The organism is Phenylobacterium sp., assembly GCF_037968635.1.
Lineage (GTDB): Bacteria > Pseudomonadota > Alphaproteobacteria > Caulobacterales > Caulobacteraceae > Phenylobacterium.
Window position 1 is genome coordinate 1 of the sequence record NZ_JBBKVV010000022.1, and the last position, 17,897, is coordinate 17,897.

20 protein-coding genes are annotated in these 17,897 nt (G+C 67.4%); 6 read left to right on the forward strand and 14 right to left on the reverse strand.

All coding sequences use genetic code 11. The annotated features are described in order from the left end of the window. Together mreC and AAC997_RS02390 are read right to left on the reverse strand one after the other, a co-directional pair. The coding region (gene mreC / locus AAC997_RS02385) for a rod shape-determining protein MreC (protein WP_340644100.1) at positions 1 to 1,029 on the reverse strand (1,029 nt) is incomplete at its 3' end. 59 nt (positions 1,030 to 1,088) lie between these two features. Further along, on the reverse strand, positions 1,089 to 2,132 hold the full coding sequence (locus AAC997_RS02390; RefSeq protein ID WP_340644101.1) for a rod shape-determining protein: 1,044 nt from the start codon (positions 2,130 to 2,132) through the stop codon (positions 1,089 to 1,091). 376 nt (positions 2,133 to 2,508) lie between these two features. On the opposite strand from AAC997_RS02390, the gene AAC997_RS02395 reads away from it, so the two are divergent. Continuing rightward, entirely contained in the window at positions 2,509 to 4,032 is a 1,524-nt protein-coding gene (locus AAC997_RS02395) for an ABC-F family ATP-binding cassette domain-containing protein (RefSeq protein ID WP_340644102.1), read from the forward strand. Here the strand turns inward: AAC997_RS02395 and modA are convergent, their stop codons facing one another. Genes modA through AAC997_RS02410 form a run of 3 tightly spaced genes read right to left on the reverse strand, consistent with a single transcriptional unit; the run spans position 4,033 to position 6,742 of the window. Continuing rightward, positions 4,033 to 4,806, reverse strand: coding sequence for a molybdate ABC transporter substrate-binding protein (modA, locus tag AAC997_RS02400; RefSeq protein ID WP_340644103.1), 774 nt, complete (start codon positions 4,804 to 4,806; stop codon positions 4,033 to 4,035). 52 nt (positions 4,807 to 4,858) lie between these two features. Continuing rightward, entirely contained in the window at positions 4,859 to 5,659 is an 801-nt protein-coding gene (locus AAC997_RS02405; protein ID WP_340644104.1) for a TOBE domain-containing protein, read from the reverse strand. Positions 5,660 to 5,719: 60 nt separating this feature from the next. Next, positions 5,720 to 6,742 (reverse strand): hypothetical protein, encoded by a 1,023-nt coding sequence (locus AAC997_RS02410; RefSeq protein ID WP_340644105.1) that lies wholly within the window; start codon positions 6,740 to 6,742, stop codon positions 5,720 to 5,722. A 66-nt stretch (positions 6,743 to 6,808) separates the two neighbouring features. On the opposite strand from AAC997_RS02410, the gene AAC997_RS02415 reads away from it, so the two are divergent. After that, positions 6,809 to 7,444: a TetR/AcrR family transcriptional regulator gene (locus AAC997_RS02415; RefSeq protein WP_340644106.1), complete on the forward strand. Its 636-nt coding sequence runs from the start codon at positions 6,809 to 6,811 to the stop codon at positions 7,442 to 7,444. Here AAC997_RS02415 and AAC997_RS02420 read toward each other — a convergent pair. From AAC997_RS02420 to AAC997_RS02450, 7 genes are all read right to left on the reverse strand, one after another. After that, positions 7,441 to 8,289 (reverse strand): hypothetical protein, encoded by an 849-nt coding sequence (locus AAC997_RS02420; protein ID WP_340644107.1) that lies wholly within the window; start codon positions 8,287 to 8,289, stop codon positions 7,441 to 7,443. The two genes, AAC997_RS02415 and AAC997_RS02420, sit on opposite strands and share 4 nt — an antisense overlap. 48 nt (positions 8,290 to 8,337) lie before the next feature. After that, positions 8,338 to 9,156, reverse strand: coding sequence for a phytanoyl-CoA dioxygenase family protein (locus tag AAC997_RS02425; RefSeq protein ID WP_340644108.1), 819 nt, complete (start codon positions 9,154 to 9,156; stop codon positions 8,338 to 8,340). 49 nt (positions 9,157 to 9,205) lie between these two features. Then, complete coding sequence (locus AAC997_RS02430) at positions 9,206 to 10,090, reverse strand: DMT family transporter (protein WP_340644109.1); 885 nt, start codon at positions 10,088 to 10,090, stop codon at positions 9,206 to 9,208. 179 nt (positions 10,091 to 10,269) lie between these two features. Further along, positions 10,270 to 11,868: a 2-isopropylmalate synthase gene (locus AAC997_RS02435; protein WP_340644110.1), complete on the reverse strand. Its 1,599-nt coding sequence runs from the start codon at positions 11,866 to 11,868 to the stop codon at positions 10,270 to 10,272. A 215-nt stretch (positions 11,869 to 12,083) separates the two neighbouring features. Next, on the reverse strand, positions 12,084 to 12,704 hold the full coding sequence (locus tag AAC997_RS02440) for a glutathione S-transferase family protein (protein ID WP_340644111.1): 621 nt from the start codon (positions 12,702 to 12,704) through the stop codon (positions 12,084 to 12,086). Then, positions 12,701 to 13,408 (reverse strand): TVP38/TMEM64 family protein, encoded by a 708-nt coding sequence (locus AAC997_RS02445; protein ID WP_340644112.1) that lies wholly within the window; start codon positions 13,406 to 13,408, stop codon positions 12,701 to 12,703. Before AAC997_RS02445 ends, AAC997_RS02440 begins: the two co-directional genes overlap by 4 nt. A 41-nt stretch (positions 13,409 to 13,449) precedes the next feature. Continuing rightward, positions 13,450 to 13,863: a hypothetical protein gene (locus tag AAC997_RS02450; RefSeq protein ID WP_340644113.1), complete on the reverse strand. Its 414-nt coding sequence runs from the start codon at positions 13,861 to 13,863 to the stop codon at positions 13,450 to 13,452. Between the two features lie 136 nt (positions 13,864 to 13,999). Between AAC997_RS02450 and AAC997_RS02455 the strand changes: the two genes are divergently transcribed. Then, the gene (locus tag AAC997_RS02455; protein WP_340644114.1) at positions 14,000 to 15,202 is read left to right on the forward strand and encodes a pyridoxal phosphate-dependent aminotransferase; all 1,203 of its coding nucleotides are present in this window, start codon (positions 14,000 to 14,002) and stop codon (positions 15,200 to 15,202) included. Positions 15,203 to 15,204: 2 nt separating this feature from the next. Continuing rightward, complete coding sequence (gene pyrE / locus AAC997_RS02460) at positions 15,205 to 15,732, forward strand: orotate phosphoribosyltransferase (protein ID WP_340644115.1); 528 nt, start codon at positions 15,205 to 15,207, stop codon at positions 15,730 to 15,732. Here pyrE and AAC997_RS02465 read toward each other — a convergent pair. After that, positions 15,729 to 15,965, reverse strand: a complete 237-nt coding sequence (locus AAC997_RS02465) for a DUF2171 domain-containing protein (RefSeq protein ID WP_340644116.1) — start codon at positions 15,963 to 15,965, stop codon at positions 15,729 to 15,731. The two genes, pyrE and AAC997_RS02465, sit on opposite strands and share 4 nt — an antisense overlap. A 129-nt stretch (positions 15,966 to 16,094) precedes the next feature. Here AAC997_RS02465 and AAC997_RS02470 point away from each other — a divergent pair, with 129 nt between their 5' ends. Beyond that, a complete protein-coding gene (locus AAC997_RS02470; RefSeq protein ID WP_340644117.1) occupies positions 16,095 to 16,982 on the forward strand; it encodes a DUF6807 family protein in 888 nt (295 codons plus the stop codon). Next, positions 16,979 to 17,155, forward strand: coding sequence for a DUF4169 family protein (locus AAC997_RS02475; RefSeq protein ID WP_340644118.1), 177 nt, complete (start codon positions 16,979 to 16,981; stop codon positions 17,153 to 17,155). Before AAC997_RS02470 ends, AAC997_RS02475 begins: the two co-directional genes overlap by 4 nt. Here AAC997_RS02475 and AAC997_RS02480 read toward each other — a convergent pair. Continuing rightward, positions 17,152 to 17,871 carry a Coq4 family protein gene (locus tag AAC997_RS02480; protein WP_340644119.1) on the reverse strand — a complete coding sequence of 240 codons (720 nt, stop codon included), beginning with the start codon at positions 17,869 to 17,871 and terminating at the stop codon, positions 17,152 to 17,154. The genes AAC997_RS02475 and AAC997_RS02480 overlap by 4 nt on opposite strands. Positions 17,872 to 17,897: the final 26 nt, after the last annotated feature.

A 17,897-nucleotide genomic window follows, 5' to 3' on the forward strand; every position in this document is an offset into this window, starting at 1 on the left:
CTGAACCGCGGGCCTCGGAGCCGCGGGCATGGGCGCGGCGGGCTTGGGTGGGACGACAGTCGTCGCCGTGATGGTCGGCGGCGGCTTGGCGGGGCGGGCGCCGGGAACTGGAGTCACGCCTTCAACCGGCCCCGACGGCGGCGGCGCCGGCATCTTGTCCAGCTCGTCCTTCTGGGCCTTGGCCAACTGAGAGAAGTCCTGGAACAACAGGACGCGCACGAAGTCGATGGGCGCGGAATCCGAGGCCAGGATCACCCTCCAGCGGCCGTCGAGCCCCTTGACCGCCACCCCTACCGGCAGGCCGCGCGGCAGCACGCCGCCATCGCCGGAGGTCAACACCCGGTCACCCTGTCTCACCGGTTCCTTCCCGCGCAGATACTCAAGCTTCGGATTGGGACCACCGTCGCCGGTCAGGATGGCGCGCGCGTTCGTACGATCAATCATCACCGGGGTGCGAGAGGCGATGTCGGTAAGCAGTAGAATGCGGCTGGCCCCCCGGGTCACCCCGATCACCCGACCGACGAGACCGGTCTCGCTCATGACGGGGTTGCCCGGTTGGATATTCCTTTCCGCTCCGGCGTTGGCCAGGCGGGTGTTGGCGAAGGGGCCGCGGCTGTCGCTCACCGTGCGGGCGGCGACCATCGGGATCGGCGGCTCGGTCTTCAGCCCCAGCAGGGACTTGTAACGGTCATTGGTGTCGCGCAGGGCAATGGCGACATCGCGCCACTGGCGCGCCTCCTTGAGTTCGGCCTTCAGGCGACGGTTCTCAGAGACCGCGAACAGATAGTCACGGATGTTTTCCATCCCCAGGCCCGTCCAGCGGCCAGGCGCGGCCAGCGCGCCGCTGACCGGGGCGGCGACCGCGTCTCCCACCTGGCGGGTGACGCCATAGGCTTCGGATTGGAAGGTCTCGCGGCGGTCGGACATCAGCAGGGCGACGGCCACGACGACGGCCACGATCAGGGCCACCGCGGCGGTCCACGCCAACGGCACCTTCAGTTCGCCAAACGGACTTTCTCGAAAAGCCACCTAGCCGCCCGCCCTCAGGGAAACGGGACGCCCCGTTTCCCCACGCCGATTTGCAAGAATTACGCCAGCGTTGATTCGAGCACGCCCTTCATCCACTTGGGATGTTCCAGCACCTTGCCGCAGCCGAGCGCCACGCAGGAAAGCGGGTCATCGGCCACAGTCACCGGCAGGCCGGTGTGGTCACGGATCTCGGCGTCCAGGCCGCGCAGCAGAGCCCCGCCCCCGGTGAGCATGATACCTTTGTCGGCGATGTCGGAGGCCAGTTCCGGCGGCGTGGCTTCCAGGGCCATCTTCACCGCTTCGACAATTTGACCGACGGGCTCAGCCAGCGCATCCGAGGCCTGCTTCTCGCTGATGCGCACTTCGCGCGGCACGCCCTGCATGAGATCGCGGCCCTTGACCTCGATGGACAGCCCCTCGCCGTCGGCCGGAGCCCGGGCGGTGCCGATTTCCTTCTTGATGCGCTCGGCGGTGGTCTCGCCGATCAGCAGGTTATGGTTGCGGCGCATGTAGCTGATGATCGCCTCGTCCATCTTGTCGCCACCCACCCGGACCGAACGCGAATAGACGATGCCCGACAGGGAGAGGACGGCCACCTCGGTGGTGCCGCCGCCGATGTCGACGACCATCGAGCCGGTGGGCTCGTGGATGGGCAGGCCCGCGCCGATGGCCGCAGCCATGGGTTCGTCGATCAGGCCCACGCGGCGACCGCCGGCATTGAGGCACGAGTCATTGATGGCGCGGCGTTCCACAGCGGTGGCGCCGGACGGCACGCAGACGATGACCTTGGGGTTCACGAAGCCCTTGCGGTTGTGAACCTTGCGGATGAAGTACTTGATCATCTCCTCGGCGACTTCGAAGTCGGCGATCACCCCGTCGCGCATGGGGCGGATGGCCTCCATGTGACCCGGCGTGCGGCCCAGCATCTGCTTGGCCTCTATGCCCACGGCATGGACGATCTTGCGGCCGCCGACATTGCGCAACGCCACCACCGAAGGCTCGTTCAGCACGATCCCCTTGCCCTTCATGTAGATGAGGGTGTTGGCGGTGCCGAGGTCGATGGCGATGTCGTTGGAGATAGCGCCGAAGAGGGACGAGATCATGCAGAGCCCTGGTGGGTGGGAGACGGTTACAGCTGGTCTGCGAAGACTTGAGCCGCCTCACCTAGCGCCTTGAAGAATCAAGCCGCCCGGCGCTTCAGCCTCCGCTTACAGGACCCCATGCGTGTGCCCTGCCAATGGGTTGATTTCAAGGCTTAATGACAGTCGCAGCTAAACCGCGTCGTCACGTCACCTGCACACGTTCTGGTGAAGCTCCCAGATCGGCGCTGGCGATCCGAACGCTGATCGGGCGCCTCGGACGGATCGGCCAAGTCACGGACCAAGATGGATGGCCTGTGTCGCTTCGGAGTGACAGCTTCGCGGGCTCGCGCGGACTAGAAAGCTTGTCCACTGAAGCTTGCGGCCGGAGGGCGCTCACATGTCTGGCCAGGCCGTCCTCGGGGTCGAGAAGGCCCTCTTCCTCTACGGGACCAGCAAGGTCTTCGAGGGGGTCAGTCTACAGCTCGACGCCGCGCGCACCGCGCTGGTGGGGGAGAACGGCGCGGGCAAGTCCACCCTGCTGAAATGCCTGCTGGGCGAGCTGGAGCTGGACGAAGGCCAGATCATCAAGTCGCGCGGCCTGAAGATCGGCTATGTGCCGCAGGACGTGCCGCCGGGCCTCGGCGACAGGACCGTCCGCGAGGTGTTGGAAAGCGCCCTGCCCGTCACGGACGGCAGCGAGGACTGGAAGGTCGACGTCCTGCTGGACGAGATCGGGGTCAGCTACGAGACCGCGCAGCAGACCTTCGGCTCGCTCAGCGGCGGCTGGCAGCGGTTGATGCTGATCGCCGCGGCGGCCAAGCTCGCCGAACCCGACCTGCTGATCCTCGACGAGCCCACCAACCACCTCGACCTCTCCAATATCAACACCTTGGAGAGCTGGCTGGCCGACGACGACCGCCTGCCCATGCTGATCGTCAGCCATGACCGCGAGTTCCTGGAGCGGACCACGACGCGGACGATCTTCCTGCGCTCGGACGGCGCCCACTCCTTCAGCGTGCCCTTCAGCCGGGCCCGCGAGCAGCTGCTGCACCGCGACGCCGCAGACGCTGTGCGCCGCCAGTTGGAGGGCAAGGAGATCGAGCGGCTGGAGAAGATGGCCACCCGCTACCGGATCTGGGGCGTGAAGAACGACAAGTTTCACAAGCGAGCCAAGGCCACCGAGAAGCGCATCGACCGCATCGAGACCGAACGCACCGAGAGTTATACCGCCCGCGAACGGCGACTTGAGCTGCACGACGGCGAAATCGACGCCAAGGTCGCCCTGCGCGTCCACGGCCACACGGTCACCGTGCCCGACGGCAGCCGCAAGCTTTTCACCATCGACCGGTTGAACGTGGCGGCCGGAGACCGGATCGCCATCCTCGGAGTCAACGGGGCCGGCAAGTCGATGCTGCTCAACGCCCTGGCCCACGCCTACGACCCGGACCGGGAGCACTATGACGGCCAGGCGCCGGTGCGCTTCAACCCGCAGGCGCGGCTGGTCTATTTCGATCAGAGGATGGCCGAGCTGCCACTGAAGACCAGCCTGCTGGACTACCTGACGGCGGCGGACGGCGCGACCACCAAGGACGCCAACGCCCTGCTGGCCAAGGCGGGGTTCCCCTATCACCGCATCAAGGGACCGATCGCCGACCTCAGCCACGGCGAACGCGCGCGCCTGACCTTCCTGAAAATGCAGCTGGCCAAGCCCAACCTCTACCTGCTGGACGAGCCCACCAACCACCTGGACATCGAGGGCCAGGAAGCCTTGGAGGCTCAGCTCGAGGGGTCAGACGTGGCCTGCCTGTTCGTCTCTCACGACCGATATTTCACCCGGGCGGCCGCGACGCGGTTCGTGGAGATCCGGCGTGGGAAGCTGATCGAGGTCGAGGGACCCGACGAGTTCTTCGAGGCGCAGTAGTCAGCGGCGGGCGATCGGTACGAATCCGTACTTCCTGAACACCACCCCAGCCTCCGGCCCACTGAGGAACCTCAGGAAGGCGGCCGCCTCCGGGTTTCTGGCTCCCGCCACCAGGGCGGCCGGATAGACGATGGCCGGGTGACTCGCGGCGGGGAACAGACCGACGATCTTCACCCTTGGCTCCACCTTGGCGTCGGTGTCGTAGACGATGCCGTAGGGGCTCTCACCGCGCGCCACGAACTGTAGGGCCGCGCGGACATTCTCGGCTTGAGCGAGTTTGCCGGAGACGCTGTCCCAGACGCCGAGCCTGGTGAGCGATGCCTTGGCGTATCTGCCGGCCGGCACGTCGGGACCAGCCACAGCCAGACGCCCTCGGCCCAGGGCCTTGGCCAGGGCCATGCCCCTTGTGACTTTCAGACTGACCTTGGCGTCGGCGGGGGCGATCAGAGCCAGGTGATTGGTGAGCAGGTCGCGCCGGGTGGCCGGCACGATCAACGCCTTGCCGGCCAGGTAGTCCATCCACTCGCTGTCGGCCGAGATATAGATGTCGGCGGGCGCCCCCTGCTCGATCTGGCGGGCGATGGCGGGAGAGCCGGCATAGGAAAACCGCGCCTCGCCCCCGGTCCTGCCGGCGTAGACCGCGCCCACCTCATCCAGGGCGTTCTTCAGCGAGGCCGCGGCGAACACCGTCACCGGCTTGTCGGCGGCCCGCACCGGCGCGGCGGCCAGCGTCCAAGCCGCAGCGACCAGTGCGATCCGAAGAACAAGTCTCACAATAAATTCCTCAACGATTATCTCACCTTGTCGGCGCGAGTGAAGATCGCCCCTACTCCACCGCCAGGATGACGTGCGGCGCCTTCACCAAGGCCGTGACCCGATCGCCCGGTTTGAGATCCAGGGCGTTCGCGCTCTCCCTGGTGATGGTGGCGGTAAGACTCTTTCCGGCGGCAAGGCTGAGCGTGATCTCGCTGTTCACCCCCCCGTCGTCGCGGACCAGGACCTGGCCACGGAGCTGGTTGCGGGCCGAGGTGCGCAGGCCCTCCCCCACCGCCAGGGTGACGAAGCTGGACTTTATCAGCGCTATGGCCGGCTTGCCCGGAACCAGCGCCAAATCGGCGACGCTCTGGCGAGTGATCACCGCCACGATCTCCAGGCCCTCGGCGATCTTCAGCGAGACTTCGGAACTGACCGCCCCGTCGCTGACATGGCTGACCACGCCCCGTAGGGCGTTGCGCGCACTGGTCTTCATGCCGAGACTCCAGAAGAGGCTGCCGAGATCGTTGTCCGGGGCGTCCGCCAGGCCGGCCTCAAGCCGTGACAGGGCCGCGCCCAGTTCGGCCTCCACCCGATGGAAGGCGGCGATCACCGCCCGGCCGCGGGGGGTCAGAGCGGCCACACCGCCCGCCTTGCCCCCGGCCTGGGTCGAAACAAGCGGCGCTTCGAAGAGGTTGTTCAGGGCTTGAACCGCGTCCCAGGCGCCCTTGTAGGAGAGGCTGAGCTGGGCCGCCGCCTTGCTGATGGACCCCACCGACCCGATGGCCTCCAGCAGGGCGATGCGCTCACCCCCCACCCGCGCGCCATCGCGGCGCAGGGACAGGGCGGCGGTCAGGGCATTGAGGGCGGCCACAGCGGACTCACGTTATGTAGTCACACTACATAACGCTACCGCATCCCGGCTTGGCAAGTCTTAGAGCACGCCGAAGACCTTCCCGATCATCGGTGCGTCGGCGACCACGTGAGGAGCCACGGCATGGTATCCCAAGGCATGGACCCAGGCGTTGCCGGTCCTCAGGGTGATGAAGCTCTTGATCATGCCGGGACCCACATAGCCGAGCGCCACGAACAGCAGTGAGAGTGCGGTGTCCCGAGCCGTGTCGAACAGCGACCATCCCTCCACCAGGTGCATGGCGGCGTAGGTCAAACCGCCCAAGAGGACCGTCACGGTCGGCGAGCCCGTCAGCTTCAGATAGCGGGGCAGCAGGATGGCGTAGATCAGCACCATGGTTGGCAGCACCGTGCCCAGGAAGAAGATGACGAAGGCCAAGGGCGCGGCAGCGGCCAGTTCGCGCGGCGACAATGACAGGATGCCCGGGAACGCCGACAACTCGAAGGCGGTCTCGATCGCGAGGACCACGAGGATCACCAGGAGATCGTTGCGAGGAGCCGACGAGGTCAGGTTGAGGCTTTCGCGGGAATAGCGCCGACGGAACCAGAGATAGGGAAGGAGAGCGAAGGCTACGAAGTTGTAGGTCATCCAGGTCCAAATCTCGCCGGGCGTCGCCGGGACCGAACAGCCGAACAGGGTTCCCGCCACATGGAAACTGAAGGGGCGATATCCGAGCGCTGGCCCCAGCAGCCAGCCGCCAACCTGGGCCAGCATGGCGTAGGTCAGTAGTAGGCCCACCTCCCATCCCGCCCGCCGCCGGTCCGGCGCCCGGGCGGCGATGTCGACGACGCGCCGGCGGGTCAGGCCGTAGACCACCAGCATCAGGAGCAGGACCTCCACCATGCCGATGGTCGGGACGGCCACCTGGACGGCGAAGGGCAATTGCGCAACGGCCGGACGATCGAACGGCAGGTAACCGCCCGCGAGGGCCAGGACCGCGACATGAGCTGCGATCCAGAGGCCCAGGGCGACGAGGCCGGCCGGATGCAGGAAGGTCGCTCGGGCCACCCGGGCCAGGAAGCGCTGCGGCGTTGGTTCGGACATTGCGGCCCCCTAAAGTCTCTAATCAGAGACTTGCACGGACGAACATCTCCGTCCAGAGACTTGGTGATGAACGAGGACTCCAAGGCTAAGCCGCCCCGTAACCGCGCGTTGACGGAAGCCCGACTGCGGGAGGCGGTGGGCACCCTGCTGGTCAAGGGAGGGTTTGGCGCCCTCACCCCCAGCGCCGTGGCCCGCGAGGCCGGGACGGACAAGATGCTGATCTATCGCTATTTCGGCGGGCTTCCCGGCCTCGTGGAGGCGGTGGCCAGCGGCCCTGACTTCTTTCCCAGCTTCGACGAGGTATGCGGCGGTGACGCCGACGCCCTGCGTGCCCTGCCCCCCTCACAGCGGGCGGCGACGGTGGTGGACAACTACGCCCGCCTGCTGATGGCGCGGCCGGTGGTCTTGGAGCTGATGGTCTGGGAGATGGTGGAACGCAACGCCCTGACCGCGATCATGGAGACTGCGCGGGAGACCATGGGACTGCGCGTGGCCCGCGAACTGTTCGGCGACGCGGGCGAGCCGGAGCGGATCAACGCCATCTCGGCCCTGCTGGGGGCCGCAGTGACCTACCTGGCCCTGCGGCGACGAAAAATCCGGTGGTTCAACGGCATGGACCTGCGGTCTGACGAGGGCTGGGCGCAAATCCGACGGATCGTGCTGGAGATGACCGCGCCCCTGGACACTCCACCGCCGCCTTAGCCGTAGAGCTTCGACGAGCCTTTCAGAAAGCGCAGGTACTGCAGCATCCGGGCGACGGGCTTGCCGGTCGCAGGGTCGCTCAGCACCACTTCCCACCAGAGGTTCTCGGTCTTGGGGCTCTCGCTGAGCGCCAGGATGTGGGCGTGGGAGCTATACTCGGTGTCGGCCAGCAGCGGCCCGTCGATGTGCTCGATCTCGATGGCGCCATAGAGCCCCACCGCTGGGCCATCCAGGTCCAGCCTTTGCCGCTGCACGCTACAAAACAGTTGCACGCAGGCCGAGGGCGGCAGCAGCGCCCCGGCGAACCCGTCGTCCTTGCCCTCATAGGCCGGCAGGGACTCGGTGATCGTCTCGAGGCGCCTTGGGGCCGCCGCCGAGACGATGACGTCCTCGCCCATCGGCGCCAGCTTCAGCTTGCCGAGGATGCGCAGGGTTTCAGCGCCGACGATCCCCTGCCCCGCCAGCCGGCGCCGGACCTCGCTCTGCTGGTCGGGCTCGCCGCAGGACCCGCTCCCCTCACCTACGATGTCGCCGGCTTGGTTCTCCATCCACAGGCGGGCGCGGGCCTCGCCGGGCCTGGCGAACACGCGGACCGCCTCGTTGTCGACGGTGGCGTGCTTGAAGGTCAAGGACAGGGTCCCGCGACGGAACCAGTCTGGGCCGTAGAGCTCCAACAGCGCCGGGACGAACTGATCCATATGCACCGATCCGGCCACCGTCCCGCCGCGGAAGCCCAGCTTCGAGGCTGTGGCGTCGTCGTGGATCGAGCCCTTGATCTCCTGGGCAAGGTTTCGCGGACGGCGGAATTCCCCGGAGATTTCAACGGATTCTGCAGTCTGGCTCATGTTTCGCTCCCGAGGATGGGCCGCTCTGCGGCGGCTCCCGACGCAAGGTTAGCCCTCGATGACCCGATCCACCAGAACCGGCGGCACATAGCCGTCTTCCAGGGTCTTGAGCGGGTGAGACGCCGTCACATGCCCCATGAAGGGCGGCCAGATATCGTAGCCCAACAGGCGCTGCAGCCGGGGCGACATGGTCGTCACCAATTCTCGCGGCACACCCAGGAAGAAGTTCTCCTGGGTCCGGCCCCAGGGTTCGCAATACTGGCTGGTGAAGGCTTGGCGCGGCGCCTTGCTGCGATTGGCCCCGCCTCGATGCAGCAGGGTGGCCTGGAAGACGATAGCCGCGCCGGCCGGCATCACCATGGGTTTCAGCAGCCCCGGCAGATCCGACGGCTTCAGGGCCGCCACCTCGTCGTCGCTCCATAGATGGCTGCCGGGGATCACCTCGGTGCAGCCGTTCTGCGTGGTGAAATCGTCCACCGCCGCGATCAGGCTCATGGAAGCCGGAGGCCGCGGCCGCTTCAGCCGGTAGAAGCCGTCGTCGGTATGGACCGCCTGGGCGCTCTCGCCGGGATAGATGCAGATCGCCTGGCTGGCCGAGAGCAGGTAACCGGGCTGCAGGAACCGGTCGAGCAGGGCCAGCAGGCGGGCGTCCTCGGTCACGCGCTCGAACACCTTGCCGCGCGCCACCAGGGTGTAGACCCGCTCGGTGGCGAACCCCTCGAAGTCATTGCGGCCCCGGTGCTGTTCCATATGCGGCGCCAGGCCCCGGCGGATCGCCGCCAGGGTGGCGGCGTCACAGAAGTCCTCGATCACCGTATAGCCGTCGCGGTGCAGCGTCTCGGTGTGGGCGTCGGCGTCAAAGGTCATGGTCTGTTTCCTCCCCGCTCTGACGGCGGATGATGCAGCATAGCGCGGCTTACCCCAGGGCTGTCATCACCACACCGACGGCCGTCGCCGTACCTCCGGCGATCTGCGCCAGGGTCAGCTTTTCCTTGAAAAGCCTGCGGCCCGCCGCCGCGGCGATCGGCCCCTCGATCACCCCGATGGCCCGCACCTGACCGGCGGGCGCCAGCGCCAAGGCCGAGAACCAGAAGGCCGAGGCGGCCGTGCCGAAGAACCCGGCCGCCAGGGACTGCTTCCATGCCCCCGCCACCGAACGCAGGGCCTGGGGCCGGGTGACCGCCAGGATCGCGCTCAGCACGATCGACTGCAGGGTCTGGGCGACGCACAGGGCCGCCGTCGCCGAATAGATCGGGTGGCTGGGCTCCAGCGCCATCCCGGCCTGCCGATAGCCGTTCAACGCGACGGCGAAGGCGACGCCGGACGCCAGGCCGAACAGCGAGCCGTTCAGCGCCCCGGCGACGGCGGTCTCTCCCCTCGGCCACGACAGCACCAGCAGACCCCCTGTGGTGGCCGCCAGTCCCGTCCACTGCACCGCGCTCATATGGTCGCCGAACAACATGAAACCCATGATGGCGGCGATCGGCAGGGACGCCTGCTGCATGAAGGTCGCCACCGCGAAGCCGGAGTGGCGCATGGCCACCAGCAGCGCCGCCGTGGCGCTGACCTGCGCGACGGCGCCGGCGGTCACGGCGATCATGAACCGGGCCGACAGATGCGGCGCGGCGCTCGGCGTCAGAAACGCCACCACGGCGAAGATCAGCAGCGAGAACGGCAGGCCGAACAGGAAGCGCACCAGTGTCGCGCCCCAGGGCCCGGCGTCCCCCACCAGCCCGCGCTGCAGCGCATTGCGCGCGACCTGCAGCGGCGCCGCCGCCACGGTCAGAATGATCCAGAGCATGACAACAGGGCTCCTCGCCCACCCCAAGTGTCATCCCTGACCGCAAAGCGGCGGCGCGACGCAGCCAAGGCGCGCGGCGCTCGTCCGGGACCCAGACACGCGGGGTCTTCAGGAAAAATCGTTGCTTATGGGTCCCGGTCTTCCGCGACGCGAAAACCGGGATGACCGCTCTTACGGGCCTAGAACCCTGACGCGATGGCGTCTGGCGCGCTCTTTTCCTTGCGGGCGAAGAGGTTGTTGAGCGCGTTGACATAGGCCTTGGCCGAGGCCGTTAAGGTGTCGGTGTCAGCGGCCTGGCCGGTGGCGATCCGGCCGTCTTCCTCCAGGCGCACCGAGACCTGGGCCTGGGCGTCGGTCCCTTCGGTGACCGCGTGCACCTGGAACAGGCGCAGGGTGGCGGTGTGGGGCACGACCTCGTGGATGGCGTTGAACACCGCGTCCACCGGACCGTCGCCGGTGGCGGAGCCCGACTTCTCGACTCCGTCGACCGTCACGGTCAGTTCGGCCTGTTGCGGGCCTTCCGTGCCGGCGATGACGCGCAGGGACTTTACCTGGATGCGGTCCGTACCGCTGGCCAGGGCGTCGTCCACGAGGGCGATGATGTCATCGTCGAAGACGTGCTTCTTCTTGTCGGCCAGATCCTTGAAGCGCTGGAAGGCCTCGTTCAAGGCGTTCTGACCCAGCTCGTAGCCCAGCTCCTTCAGCTTCTCGCGGAAGCCCGCCCGGCCGGCATGCTTGCCCATCACCAGGTTCGACGCGCCCTGACCGACGGTCTCAGGGCTCATGATCTCGTAGGTGCCGCGGTCCTTCAGCATCCCGTCCTGGTGGATGCCGCTCTCGTGGGCGAAGGCGTTCTTGCCGACGATCGCCTTGTTGAACTGCACAGGGAAGCCCGTGATCGCCGAGGTGTATCGGCTGGCCCGGGTAATGTGCTGGGTCTCGATATTGGTGAAGTAGGGCAGCCGGTCGCCGCGCACCTTCAAGGCCATGACGACCTCCTCCAGGGCCGCATTGCCGGCGCGTTCGCCGATGCCGTTCACGGCGACTTCGATCTGACGCGCCCCGCCCTGCACCCCGGCCAGGCTGTTGGCGACGGCCAGGCCCAGGTCGTTGTGGCAGTGGGTCGACAGGATGATCCGATCGGCCCCGTCCACGTTTTCCAGGATGTCGCGGAAGATGTCGGCGTACTCGCTGGGATACGAATAGCCCACCGTGTCGGGCAGGTTCACCGTGCCGGCGCCGGCCTTGATGGCGGCGTCCACGCAGCGGCGCAGGAAGTCCTGCTCGGTACGGGTGGCGTCCTGGGCCGACCATTCCACGTCGCCGCACAGGTTGCGGGCATGGGTCACCGACTTGGTGATCATCTCCAGGATGTCTTCCTGGCTGGCGCGCAGGATGTGGTCGCGGTGGCTGGGGCTGGTGGACAGGAAGGTGTGGATGCGGCCGCGCTTGGCCGGACGGATCGCCTCGGCGGCGCGCTCGATGTCGGCCATGCCGGCGCGGGCCAGGCCACAGATGGTGCTCTCAGTGACGATCTCGGAGATCTTGCGGACGGCCTCGAAGTCGCCGTTGGAAGCGATGGGGAACCCGGCTTCGATGACGTCGACCTTCATCTCTTCGAGGATCTTGGCCAGTTCCAGCTTCTCATCCAGCGACATGGACGCACCGGGCGACTGTTCGCCGTCGCGCATGGTGGTGTCGAAGACGATGACGCGGTCGCTTTCCTTGCGAACGGTGTCATTGGCGGACGGGGCCTGGTCGGCGGGGGATACAGTCATGGGATCACTTCATTCTTCGCGGGGGTGTTTTAGAAGGCTCGAGCGTCGGGGTCATCCCCTGAAGCGCCCGGCCGCGAAGATGCGCAGCCTACAGGGGCGCCCAGGGGCGGCTAAGCCCCAGCGTAAGAAGAAGCTGGCTGTGCAGATGCGATTGCATGGGTAGATGATCTATAGAATCTGCGGCTTCACCGCAAGAGTCTTGCGCCTTAGGGGCCTCAGGCGGCCAGTTGCGCAAGAACCTTCCTCACGGCGGGCCGCTCGCCCATTCGCGCGAAGTGCTCGGCCACCTTCGGGAAGGCCGCCATGTCGACCCCGTCGCGCGGCAGCCAGCCGGTGAGCGTGAAGAGATAGGGGTCGCAGATCGTGTAGTCGGGCCCCATCACCCACGGTCCGACCAGGTATTCCGTCTCGATCAGCTTGAAGTGCTCGGCCACCGCCAGGGGCGCCTTGCGGCGCATGTCCGCGATGGCGACGGGGTCGTCGGCCCAGCGATAGCCGCGATGGCGGTGGGCGGCCGAAACGTGGACCGCGCTACAGAGATAGGTGTTGAAGGCCTGGACCTGGGCCATGGCGAAGGGGTCGTCCAGCGGTGCGAGCTTGGCCTGCGGGAAGGCCTGCGCCACATAGGTCATCAGGGCGGGCGCCTCGGTCAGCACCCCCCGCTCGGTCGCCAGGGCCGGGACCCGACTCTTGGGATTGATGGCGAGATATGCGGGGTCGCGCTGCGCGTTCGTCAGGAAGTCGACCTTCACCAGCTCGTAGTCGGCGCCGGCCTCCTCAAGGGCGATGTGAACCGCCAGGCTGATGGTGCCGGGGAAGGAATAGAGCTTGATCATGCCTTGTCAGCTTCCCGCGACTTCAGCCAGCGGCGGGCGAACCAGCCGATGGCGATCCAGAGGGCGGCGACGGCCACCAGCCAGACGATGTGCTTGGCGTCGCCGCCCTTCATCGCCTGGACGATGGAATTGCCGGCGAAGGCGGTCAGCGCAATCTTCGGGATGATGCCGATGGCGGTGCCCCCGGCGAACTGGATCACGCGCATCGGCGTCACGCCGGCGGCCATGTTGACAACGATGAAGGGCGCCGAGGGCACCAGCCGCACGATCAGGCTGGCCAGGAAGCCGTTGCGTCCCACCAGCCCCATGAACCGCTGCATGCTCTCGCCCGACAGGGTCGCCAGCGCCCTGGCCCCCGCGAACCGGCCCAGATAGAAGCCCACCAGCGACGACACCATGGTGCCGATCCAGCTGTAGGCGAAGCCGGTCCAGGGCCCGAAGGCCACCACCGCGGCGGCGATCAGCATGAACTGCGGCACGCCGATAAAGGCCAGGAGCGCGAAGGCGGCCACCGCCGTGGGCAGGGCCCAGGGCCCGCTGGCGGCGCCCAGCCACTGCTCGACCGTGGCCTCGCCATTGAAGCCCAGCACCTGGGCCCCAAACAGAAAGACGATCCCCACCCCGCCGAACAGCACGAAGGACACCGCGACGGTCCGCCACGCCTGGGCGTCCATCTCGGTCAGGAAGCGGAAGAGGCGGCGCATGGCTTGCCCTCGCCTATCGCCGCTTGTGGGTCAAGACGGGTTCAGCCCGCGCAGAGGTGCAGAGTTATGGGCGCTCGCCACGGGCCGCCCATCACCGTCATCGCCGGCGGGTTGGCCGGCAGCATGGTCAGGGTGAAGGTCTGGGGCTCCGGCGGCGCCTGGGCCGTGCAAAGAGCTTCGATGCGATAGCCGGAGCCGACGCTGGTCACGGTCTTGAAAACGCAACCAACCTCCCCGGCGGTGGAGAGCCTGTCGGCCTCGAACATCCAGGCGCCCTTGGCGCAGAGATCGGCGGTGGCGGCCCAGCGGCCGATGAAGGAGGCCTGAGTCGGAGCCGGCGCCGGCGGCGCGGGGGGCGGCCCTCCGATCGGCGGCGGCGGCGGCGGCCCCTCGGCCTTGCGCTGGCAGGCGGCGAGGGACAGCACCGATAGGAGGGCGATCAGGGCGGGTTTCATGGCGGCTCCTGTGACCTTTGGGCAAACGGGCTCAAGGAATGGCTGTTCCAGGCGGTTCGCGGCTTTGCCTGGGCGCCCCCTTCGGCTACACCCCGCCCCGTTCCTCTTAAACCCTCCGACCGGGAGTTTCCCCGCCATGTCGCTTGAATCCGCCGCGCTGTCCCGCGTTAGTCCCTCCGCCACCCTGGCGGCGGACGCGAAAGCCCGCGAACTCAAAGCCCAGGGCCGGAATGTGATTTCCTTGGCCGCGGGCGAGCCCGACTTCGACACACCGGAAAACATCAAGGAAGCCGCCATCAAGGCGATCCGCGACGGCAAGACCAAGTACACCGCCGTGGACGGCATCGTTGAGCTGAAGGAAGCCATCGTCGCCAAGTTCCAGCGCGAGAACGGCCTGACCTACAAGACCTCCCAGGTAAACGTCTCGCCAGGCGGCAAGCCGGTGATCTGGAACGCCATGATCTCGACCCTGAACCCCGGGGACGAGGTGGTCATCCCGACGCCGTACTGGGTCAGCTACTGGGACATCGTCCTGCTGGCCGGCGGCACGCCCAAAGCCGTGGCCACCTCCGACGCCACCGGCTTCAAGCTGCAGCCCGCCGACCTGGAGGCGGCGATCACGCCGAAGACCAAGTGGGTCTTCCTGAACTCACCGTCCAACCCGTCGGGTGCGGCCTACACAAAGGCTGAGCTGCGGGCGATCGCCGACGTCCTGCTGCGCCATCCGCACGTTTGGATCCTGACCGACGACATGTACGAGCACCTGGTGTTCGGCGACTTCCAGTTCTGGACCATCGCCCAGGTGGAGCCGGCGCTCTATGACCGCACGCTCACCATGAACGGGGTCTCCAAGGCCTACGCCATGACCGGCTGGCGGATCGGCTACGCCGCCGGCCCCGAGGCCCTGATCAAGTCCATGGCCAAGGTCATGAGCCAGACCACCTCCAACCCCTCCTCCATCTCGCAATGGGCGGCGGTCGAGGCGCTGAACGGCCCGCAGGACTTCATCAAGCCCAACGCCAAGCTGTTCGAACAGCGCCGCGACCTGGTGGTCTCCATGCTGAACCAGGCCACCGGCCTGCTCTGCCCCACCCCGGAGGGCGCCTTCTACGTCTATCCGTCGGTGGAGAAGCTGATCGGCAAGACGGCGGCTAGCGGCAAGGTGATCACCAGCGACGCCGACTTCGCGGTCGAACTGCTGGAGCAGGAGGGCGTCTCGGTGGTGTTCGGCGCGGCCTTCGGCCTCTCGCCCTACTTCCGCATCAGCTACGCCACCGGCAACGACGTGCTGGAGGACGCCTGCGGGCGGATTCAGCGCTTCTGCGCCTCGCTGAAATAGGCATGGACGCGGACGCCAAGCGCGCGCTCGCGACCGACATCGACGCCGTCGCCCGGCTGCAGGGATCCTTCGTCCTGCGGTCGGGCACGGTGGCCACTGAGTATTTCGACAAGTACCGCTTCGAAGCCGACCCCTCCCTACTGCGCCGGGTCGCCGAGGCGATGATCCCGCTGTTGCCGGCCGACACCGAGTTGCTGGCCGGCGTGGAGCTAGGCGGCGTCCCTATTGCCACGGCTATGTCGCTGCTGAGCGGTATCCCCGCCGCCTTCGTCCGCAAGCAAGCCAAGACCTATGGAACCTGCCTCGCCGTCGAGGGCTCGGAGGTCAAAGGCCGGCGGGTTGTGATGATCGAGGACGTGATTTCCACAGGCGGCGCGGTGCGCGACGCGGCCGTCCATCTGGCGGACGCCGGGGCGGTTCTGACCGCCGTGGTCTGCACCCTGTGGCGGGGCGACGGCGAGCCCCGCATCGAGGGGCTGGCCGCGCCGCTGTTCGCGGCCTTCCGGAAGGAAGACCTCGAAAGCCGTTAGTGCTTCTCGCGCCAGGCCGCCTTGGCGGCGTCCTTGGTCAGGCTGAGCCGGACCTTGTCGTCTGCGATCTGCTCGACCCAGGTCAGCGGGATCAGGTGGTGCTTCAGGCCCGAGCCGAAGTCCATCTTGGATAGTTCGATATCCGTGCCAAGGATGTGATCGACCTTGCCGACGTGGCCGCCGTCGGAGCCGACAACTTCCATGTGTTCGCGAATGCCTGACGTCTGGATCATGTCCGTCTCCTCGTGGATGGGGTGAGGCTCAAACCCCTGAGGTCATGGTCAAGTTTCATCGGTTTCGGCTTTCCAAAGTTTCATGTCTGGAAAGGTGCGCGACGACGCGGGGAAAGCTAGGCTGCGTCCATGATCAAGCTCGCCGCAGCCTTTTCGGCCCTGCTCCTCGTCGGCGCCGCCGGAACCGCCCAGGCGGCCATCGACGCCAAGCTTGCGCCCGACAGCGTCACCCTCACCGATAACGGACGCACGGTGCTGGTCTATCGGACGCAGACCAACGACCCGGCCGACCCCGGTCGCCTCAACTATGTCCATCCGCTCTACGCCCCGGATGGCGCGGTGCTGACCGAGGACCGCCCCGCCGACCACCTGCACCAGCGCGGGCTGTTCTGGAGCTGGCATCAGGTCCGCCTCGGCGACGAGGTGGTGGCCGACGGCTGGTTCATGAAGGGCCTGACCTTCTTCGTGCGGGGCACGAAGTTCCAGGGCCAGCCGGACGGCTCCGGCGTGCTCACTCTCGAGGTCGACTGGATCGTCAATTCCAAGCCCGAGCTGGTCTATGTGGCCCGGGAGGTGACCAAGGTGACCCTGCGGCCCGCCACCACCACCGGCCAGCGCATCGAGTTCGACACCACGATCACCGCCCGCGTGCCGGGCCTGAGCCTGGGCGGCAGCGGTGACGCCAAGGGTTATGGCGGTTTCTCCATGCGGCTGGTTCAGCCTGATCGGCTGAGCTTCGCGTCGCGCGGCGAGGCGGTAAAGCCCGCCGTCGAGGCCGTGGCCGCCGGCCCCGCCATGGGCTTTGCCTGGCCCGTCGGCGCCGCCTATCCGGCCTGGGCCGTGGGCCTGGCCTGCAAGGCCCAAGACCAACCGATCACCCGCTGGATCCTGCGCCGCGAGCTCTCCATGCAGAACTGCGTCTTCCCAGGCCGCGCGCCCTACGCCGTTCCCATCGAGCGTCCGCTGCACCTGGAATCGACCGTGGTCATCCAGCCTCGGGAGTCGGCGGCGCGATGAATGACATCGTCAATTTCAACAAGGCCAGGAAGGCCCGCGCCAAGCTGGACGCCAAGTCGCAAGCCGTCGCCAACCGCGCCAAGTTCGGCCGCACCAAGGGCGAGAAGGCGGTGGAAAAGGCCGACGCCGCGAAGGTCGTGCGACTGCTGGACGGCGCGAAGCGCGAAGACTAGGCCGCCGCCGCCATCTGCGGCGCGAAGGCCCGCAGGATCTGCCGATAGGTGTCGGGCGGGCTGATGCCCAGGCGCTGGCGTGCGGCCTCCAACGGTTCGGCGAACAGCCGCTCATAGTCCTCACCTGGCAGCCACGACGCGCGGCGACCCGCCAGGTAGGCGCGCCAGACAGCGGCGAAGAACGGCAGGTCAGGGCGGGTCTTCTTGCCGATCCGCGCCACGTGCAGGGCGATGAAGGCCAGACCCAGGCTGCCGGTCTGGGCATAGGAGAAGGCCACGACGCACCCCTCCCCCAGCCCGTCGGTCCCGTAGCCGGTCAGCACATGCCAGACATCGTGGATGTCGCGGCTGCGGCGGCCGTACCAGGCGTGAGGATGCTTATACTGCGGCTGGCCCACGGCGGCGCGCTCGCTGGCCTCGGCCAGGCCCGCGGCGGAGATGTTGTTGCGGGTGATGAAGTCACGATAGGCCGCCCCCACCGTGCCCGGCGCGAAGCTGGCCAACCAGGCGTCGTCGCCGAACCGCTGGCACAGCTCCACCCGCTCATAGGCCAGACGCCCGCCCTGGGGCGTGGTCAGCAGCCGGGCGTACCCGGACGGCGGCTTGTTCGAGCCCAGCGCGCGGGTGATCTCGAAGACATGCTTGGTGTCGCCGGTGGCGCGCAGGCGACCGAGCGCCCGTATCGCTTCGCCAAGTCCGCGCTTGGGCTCTTCCATGGCGTCCATCCCTTGGTTTCGAAAAG

Bases quoted from the DNA above. Each gene is read 5' to 3' on its own strand.
- AAC997_RS02390 (WP_340644101.1), bottom strand. From the start codon at position 2,132: ATGATCTCGTCCCTCTTCGGCGCTATCTCCAACGACATCGCCATCGAC.
- AAC997_RS02395 (WP_340644102.1), top strand. From the start codon at position 2,509: ATGTCTGGCCAGGCCGTCCTCGGGGTCGAGAAGGCCCTCTTCCTCTAC.
- AAC997_RS02410 (WP_340644105.1), bottom strand. From the start codon at position 6,742: ATGTCCGAACCAACGCCGCAGCGCTTCCTGGCCCGGGTGGCCCGAGCG.
- AAC997_RS02415 (WP_340644106.1), top strand. From the start codon at position 6,809: ATGAACGAGGACTCCAAGGCTAAGCCGCCCCGTAACCGCGCGTTGACG.
- AAC997_RS02420 (WP_340644107.1), bottom strand. From the start codon at position 8,289: ATGAGCCAGACTGCAGAATCCGTTGAAATCTCCGGGGAATTCCGCCGT.
- AAC997_RS02425 (WP_340644108.1), bottom strand. From the start codon at position 9,156: ATGACCTTTGACGCCGACGCCCACACCGAGACGCTGCACCGCGACGGC.
- AAC997_RS02430 (WP_340644109.1), bottom strand. From the start codon at position 10,090: ATGCTCTGGATCATTCTGACCGTGGCGGCGGCGCCGCTGCAGGTCGCG.
- AAC997_RS02435 (WP_340644110.1), bottom strand. From the start codon at position 11,868: ATGACTGTATCCCCCGCCGACCAGGCCCCGTCCGCCAATGACACCGTT.
- AAC997_RS02440 (WP_340644111.1), bottom strand. From the start codon at position 12,704: ATGATCAAGCTCTATTCCTTCCCCGGCACCATCAGCCTGGCGGTTCAC.
- AAC997_RS02445 (WP_340644112.1), bottom strand. From the start codon at position 13,408: ATGCGCCGCCTCTTCCGCTTCCTGACCGAGATGGACGCCCAGGCGTGG.
- AAC997_RS02450 (WP_340644113.1), bottom strand. From the start codon at position 13,863: ATGAAACCCGCCCTGATCGCCCTCCTATCGGTGCTGTCCCTCGCCGCC.
- AAC997_RS02455 (WP_340644114.1), top strand. From the start codon at position 14,000: ATGTCGCTTGAATCCGCCGCGCTGTCCCGCGTTAGTCCCTCCGCCACC.
- pyrE (WP_340644115.1), top strand. From the start codon at position 15,205: ATGGACGCGGACGCCAAGCGCGCGCTCGCGACCGACATCGACGCCGTC.
- AAC997_RS02465 (WP_340644116.1), bottom strand. From the start codon at position 15,965: ATGATCCAGACGTCAGGCATTCGCGAACACATGGAAGTTGTCGGCTCC.
- AAC997_RS02470 (WP_340644117.1), top strand. From the start codon at position 16,095: ATGATCAAGCTCGCCGCAGCCTTTTCGGCCCTGCTCCTCGTCGGCGCC.
- AAC997_RS02475 (WP_340644118.1), top strand. From the start codon at position 16,979: ATGAATGACATCGTCAATTTCAACAAGGCCAGGAAGGCCCGCGCCAAG.
- AAC997_RS02480 (WP_340644119.1), bottom strand. From the start codon at position 17,871: ATGGAAGAGCCCAAGCGCGGACTTGGCGAAGCGATACGGGCGCTCGGT.